Here is a 4,932-nt window from a genome sequence, read left to right as displayed (position 1 = left end):
ATGTGAATTTTCTCAGGTTTTTCGCTGTTCCGTTAAAATTTTTGGATTATCTCAACGGACTTGAAATTCCGGTGACAGTTGGTCCGGACTGTCTGTGAGAGTTGGCAGGTTATTCACCATTTAAAAAAAATGCCCCCCAGCATATATAACAATTGGGGAGCACTTTTTTGTTCTACGGTAATTATTTCACCAATTTCAAGATCGTTCTAAAATGCGGATGATCCGCTACTTGTAGCAGCTCGTATAAAATCATTTCTGTGCTTGTTGGTAATATGCCGAGAGCCTGCATTTTTGCCAAGGCGATTTCTTTATTTGCTTTTGTACGAGAAGAAACGGCATCGGCAACGACCTCAACCTCAAGCCCTAGTTCCTTTAGCTGCCTGGCAGTTTGGTACACACAAATATGGGTTTCTATACCTGAAACGATAAATTGCGTACGGCCGCTTGCTTTAACTGCCTCTTTAAAGGCCGCGTCATTGTACGCACTAAATGTCTTTTTGGCAATAGGCTGGCCTTGCATATGCTGTGAAATTTCCAGTGATGTTTTTCCTAAAAGATTCGGAATCTGCTCGAGCCATAGAACTGGTATTTCCAGCGCGTTCATTGCTTGTACGAGCTTTGCCGTATTCTGAATCACTGAATCGCTGTCATCAACAATTTCCGCCAGTTTCCCCTGCAAATCGATAACCACGAGGCAAGCCTTATCTATTGTAAACATAAAATAATCCTCCAAATTATATTTGTTGACTAAAGTTTATGGCAAATTCCTTTTATTTTCAATAAGGCTTTTCCTATGAAAGAGCCAAAAGGCTATCCGGCTGAAATCTTTTCTTTACTCTGCTAGTCATTGTCCAATGATTAGATGGAAATCATTATAGTGGTGACTAAGGCAATCATTATTGCTGCTCTAGGAGCCTAGCTTGCAGTAAAGCCCGGTTATTGACCCCGGTTTTTTGATAAATATTCTTTATATGCTTGTTTACAGTATTAATACTAATAAACAATGTTTCTGCTATCTTTTTATACGTATAACCCCTTTTTAAATAATAACAAATTTCCTTTTCACGCTTGGTTAATTGGAAGAACTCTCTTTCCTCTTCGCTTGTATCAATCGTCTTTTCTTTTTCAATAATAATGGCATAGCGGCTTTGCTTGGATAAAAATGGCTCCTGGTGAGAAATGACTTGAACGTTATAGCCTTGCGTTTCTATTAAAAATGGATTTGAACCGATCGATTGATTTGAAAGTGCAAAGATTATTTCTTTGATAAAACGATCTATATCTTTATAAGCAACAGTATTTTTATAAATGTTCCATGCTGCTGGGTTTATATAGAGTGTCTGATATTTTTCATCTAATAAGATTAAACCAGTTTCGCTTTTTGCAGCAAAGGCCTCTAATATTCCCTTGTCTATACGTTGTTCTTCCAACTCACCTTCTAAATATAGTAAATTGGATATCATTGGAGCAAGCATGCGGACTTTATGACAATCATCCTCAGTAAATTCCCCTTCTAGCCGGCTTCTTGTTATACCAAGAGCTCCAACAAATTTATTGTGAGAACGAAAAGTGACCACCATCTCATGAAAGTAGTTGTGTTTTCTCATAAATTCCTTGTAATAGTCAGAGTGTTCATATCTCTCAATGGGAGTTACGTCTTCAAGCCTTAAGACAACCTTTTCTCGAAACAAGTGTAATTGCTTTTTAGGATGCAGATAATCATAGGTGTGAAAACAATCCAAATAATCCTCTAGTAAATAATCACTAATGCGATGGATTTTTGGGTCAGACAGGTTTCCTTTTTGATCAACCTTCCAAAGAATGGATGAATGGTATCCAAGTAATTGCGATAGCTGTTCCTGTAATCCAATAGATGCTTTTTTATAATGAATAGATATAGTAGAAGTTAATTTCATCATGCGCTCATAGTCTTGTTTTGATAAATTCATAGGAGCAACCACTCATTCTCACCTTTCTTTTAGGGTACATGATTATGTACCTTTTTCATTTAATACTATCTAAATCGGTAATAGTTGTAACCGCTTTACAACTATATAATAACATTAATTCGTAATATTAAAAATATTCGAACATATAAGCATTTTTATATTATGAAGTCTATTGTGCATATGAATGACAATCCAAATTCAAAATTTAAAGGAGGATTTGTTACATGAATGAGAATAAAGGGATCGTTTATCATGAAATTAGTTCCAGGAGAGAAGAGAAAAGCGAGTTATGGCAGTGGACAGCCGCTGAGATGACAAGAGAAATTAAAGCGAGAACGGTTTCATCACGAGAAGTGGTGCAAAGTTCCCTTGACCGGATTGCCGAGGTAAATCCAAAACTGAATGCGCTTGTTGAGGTGTATGGAGAGGAAGCGTTGAAGGCGGCAGACCGGGCAGACCAGGCAGTTTTCACGGGTGAGGAGTTAGGGCCGCTTCATGGCGTACCAATGTCTATTAAAATAAATAGTGATGAAAAAGGTAAGGCGACATCGAATGGTGTGGTAGCATTTCAAAATAATATTGCAGCGGAAGACGGTCCGCAGGTGGCAAATTTACGAAAAGCAGGGGCTATTTTTGTTGGGCGAAATAATTCACCAGCCTTTTCGTATCGCTGGTTTACGAATAATGATTTACATGGGCGGACATTGAATCCATGGGATCAATCAAGAACTCCAGGAGGATCGAGTGGAGGTGCAGCTGTGGCGGTAGCTTCAGGAATGATGCCAATCGCTGCAGGTAATGATATAGGAGGTTCGATACGTCATCCGGCTTATGCATGCGGCGTTATGGGCATTCGTCCGACAGCAGGACGGATACCAAGCTGGTATGGGCCAGTGGATCAGGATCAACCACTGTCTGTACAGACCATGTTAACCCAAGGTCCATTAGCACGGACGGTAGAGGACTTACGTTTAGCGCTCCAGGCGATGAGTCCGTTTGACCCGCGTGATCCAATTCATGCATCTGTTCCACTCGTCGGTGAGCCACTTCAAAGACCGATTCGGGTTGGCCTTTTAAAGGATGTGAATGTGGCCAAGCCTGTAGATGCAGTGAATAAAGCACTGGATGATGCTGCAGCGAAGTTGAGCGATGCTGGTTATATTGTTGAAGAAGTCGAGTTGCCATTATTTGAGGAAGCCTACCGACTCTGGTACTTATTATGTATGGAAGAGTTTCGTCAAATCATGCCGATGGTAGATGAAATTGGGGATGACGGGATGAAATCCGCTGCGAAGCATTATTACGCCGTAGCGGAAGAATGGTGGGGATCCCGACCAGGTTTGACAGAGTATATGAACGGTTATGCACGAAGAGGAACACTCATTTCCCAGTTACAACAGTTTTTAGTGAAGTATCCACTTCTGTTACTACCGGTGTCAGCAGAGCAGGCGTTTATACAGGATGCTGATATTATGAGTGTGGAAAGTATGCGGCGTGTCATGGCAGCCCAGTGGTCGATGATGGCTATTCCGGTACTTGGGTTCCCAGCATTATCTGTACCAACCTCTGTAGAAAATGGGCTTCCAGTTGGTGTTCAACTACTAGGGAGACGATTCCGGGAAGACACCCTTTTTGATGCAGCGGAAATCTTGGAAGCGCATAGCACAATAAAAACACCGATTGATCCGACTTGGTGAAAAATTCCGGTATCACACCCCGATATATGTCAAGATTCGTAGGATAAGAGAATTGAGTTATTTTTTAAATGAAGGCCTTGGAAAAACTCTGTGGAGAGTAAAATCTCTGCAGGGCTTTTTAGGTTCTGAGTAGCTTCCACTTGGCATTTTGATGATCCTAATGCGACATAAATTTCTTAAAGAGTATCTCTTTTGTTTTGTTTAAATAGTTGAATTTCACAATAAAATAAACAGACATAGCACCAAAGGAATCAATCAATAGGTCATATAAACGGCCATCTCTTCCAAAGAAAAGCTGGAGGACCTCTGTTAAAAGTGCAAAAGTAAAGGAAATTCCCAGTGCCTCTTTATGACTTTGTTTCCAATTAAAAAGAAGGAAGTCGAACATTCCAAAGCCTAAAAAGTGTCCGATTTTTACGATAACAAAATTATGGTGAATTTTTGAGATATCGGTCCAATAAAAGAATGACAAAAAATCAGGAGAAGACACCCATTTAAAACCAATAGTTTGAAAACGTAAAAGAGCTCCTAAATTATCTGTCCACGTATCCATCCCTAAAAACATTCCCCAGACAATGACAAGTAATAGTTTAGTTTTCAATAAATTTCTCATAGTTTCAAAAAACTTAGCGTAAAGCATAATCGTCCAACTTTCCAAAAGTTAAATTAAGAGCGGTTCAAAAAAACTGATACCCTTTCACTTTTCTCATTACGGTTTAAACCTTATCATACTAGTTAAAAATTAAAAAAGTATGAAATTCCAAAATCTTCGCTGCTGGTTGTTCTACTTTTTGTTAGAATGGATCTATAATCTATAAAGGCTGGCACATTTTCAAGTCACTATTAAAAAGATTTGTAATTTGTCTCCATATAAGTTCTAGACATATTTCTTATTCAGAATCGGATTCAAGTATAAAAGGGACCTTTTCTCACCAGGTGGGTATAAAGCAGGCAGATTCTTTGTATAAGTATGACATCTTGGATGATGAGAATTCTTAATTATAAAATTGGGGAAGGTTTCCACTTGTATGTTTACATTATCGATGTTAAGATAATTGAGCTGATTCGTTAGCAGTTTCTTGTAAATGAATTTTTTAATCGGAAATTATTTCGGAGAAGTTGACATAAGCGAATTGGTGTGGTAAGATAGTTCCTGTCGCTGAATAACATTCATTCTTTTTAAAAAAAAGGTTGACGAAATGTTCAGTCAGGCATATACTATGAAAGTTGCTTTAAAAAATTGCTCTTTGAAAACTAAACAAACAAAAACGTCAACAATAAAAAAT

Annotated in this window: 4 protein-coding genes; 1 reads left to right on the top strand and 3 read right to left on the bottom strand. The window is 38.5% G+C overall.

Annotated elements, in window-relative coordinates:
• Positions 1-181: 181 nt before the first annotated feature.
• Positions 182-718: an isochorismatase family protein gene (locus JN080_RS28195; RefSeq protein WP_256239263.1), complete on the bottom strand. Its 537-nt coding sequence runs from the start codon at positions 716-718 to the stop codon at positions 182-184.
• Between the two features lie 178 nt (positions 719-896).
• On the bottom strand, positions 897-1,949 hold the full coding sequence (locus JN080_RS28190) for a LuxR C-terminal-related transcriptional regulator (RefSeq protein WP_256239262.1): 1,053 nt from the start codon (positions 1,947-1,949) through the stop codon (positions 897-899).
• 224 nt (positions 1,950-2,173) lie between these two features.
• On the opposite strand from JN080_RS28190, the gene JN080_RS28185 reads away from it, so the two are divergent.
• Positions 2,174-3,646, top strand: a complete 1,473-nt coding sequence (locus tag JN080_RS28185; RefSeq protein WP_256239261.1) for an amidase family protein — start codon at positions 2,174-2,176, stop codon at positions 3,644-3,646.
• 157 nt (positions 3,647-3,803) lie between these two features.
• Here JN080_RS28185 and JN080_RS28180 read toward each other — a convergent pair whose 3' ends face one another.
• The gene (locus JN080_RS28180; protein WP_256239260.1) at positions 3,804-4,247 is read right to left on the bottom strand and encodes a VanZ family protein; all 444 of its coding nucleotides are present in this window, start codon (positions 4,245-4,247) and stop codon (positions 3,804-3,806) included.
• Positions 4,248-4,932: the final 685 nt, after the last annotated feature.

The organism is Bacillus sp. EB600, assembly GCF_024494385.1.
In the GTDB taxonomy this organism is placed as follows: Bacteria; Bacillota; Bacilli; order Bacillales; family Cytobacillaceae; genus JAEVLT01.
The sequence above is the reverse complement of the archived record's forward strand: the minus strand, read 5'-3'. Positions and strand labels throughout refer to the sequence as shown.

Excerpts from the sequence above, each read along its gene's own strand:
- JN080_RS28195 (WP_256239263.1), bottom strand. The coding sequence starts at position 718 with ATGTTTACAATAGATAAGGCTTGCCTCGTGGTTATCGATTTGCAGGGG.
- JN080_RS28190 (WP_256239262.1), bottom strand. The coding sequence starts at position 1,949 with ATGAATTTATCAAAACAAGACTATGAGCGCATGATGAAATTAACTTCT.
- JN080_RS28185 (WP_256239261.1), top strand. The coding sequence starts at position 2,174 with ATGAATGAGAATAAAGGGATCGTTTATCATGAAATTAGTTCCAGGAGA.